Here is a 376-nt window from a genome sequence, read left to right as displayed (position 1 = left end):
CCTTCTAGTCCTCATTTCCGCACCTCATTTCGTATAAGTAACCTCATACCGCCCTAGCTTGCCATCCTGCCATTTCTGAATAACTTCACCGAATCCAGAAGGTGGCTTGTCTAATCTCTCTAGCTTTCCATCTTTAACCCTATATACAGCATCCTCGCTTAAATCAACCTTTGCTTCTGCCATGATGTTATTCCTCCTCGTAATCACATAACGCTTGCGCTACCTCGAAAGCGAAAAAGCTATTCAATGCCTCGTACAGATCATCGCTAATAGGTAGGTCGGCTGTGTCTCCTTCGTGAGTTGCGCTATATTCATTATTCATAACAGCGTCATCTCGGTAAGTTTCGCCATTCACCTTTATTTCTGTTTTCCAACC

General features: G+C 43.9%; 2 protein-coding genes. Both read right to left on the bottom strand.

Translation table 11 applies throughout. From position 1 onward, the window contains the following. Positions 1-24: 24 nt before the first annotated feature. Positions 25-183, bottom strand: a complete 159-nt coding sequence (locus RG959_RS23880) for a DUF3954 domain-containing protein (protein WP_342799282.1) — start codon at positions 181-183, stop codon at positions 25-27. 4 nt (positions 184-187) lie between these two features. Next, on the bottom strand, positions 188-376 hold a 189-nt coding region (locus RG959_RS23875; protein ID WP_342799281.1), incomplete at its 5' end, for a hypothetical protein.

Source organism: Domibacillus sp. 8LH, from assembly GCF_038806185.1.
In the GTDB taxonomy this organism is placed as follows: domain Bacteria; phylum Bacillota; class Bacilli; order Bacillales; family Domibacillaceae; genus Domibacillus; species Domibacillus indicus_A.
This window is presented reverse-complemented; position numbering and strand designations above follow the sequence as displayed.

Bases quoted from the DNA above. Each gene is read 5' to 3' on its own strand.
- RG959_RS23880 (WP_342799282.1), bottom strand. From the start codon at position 183: ATGGCAGAAGCAAAGGTTGATTTAAGCGAGGATGCTGTATATAGGGTT.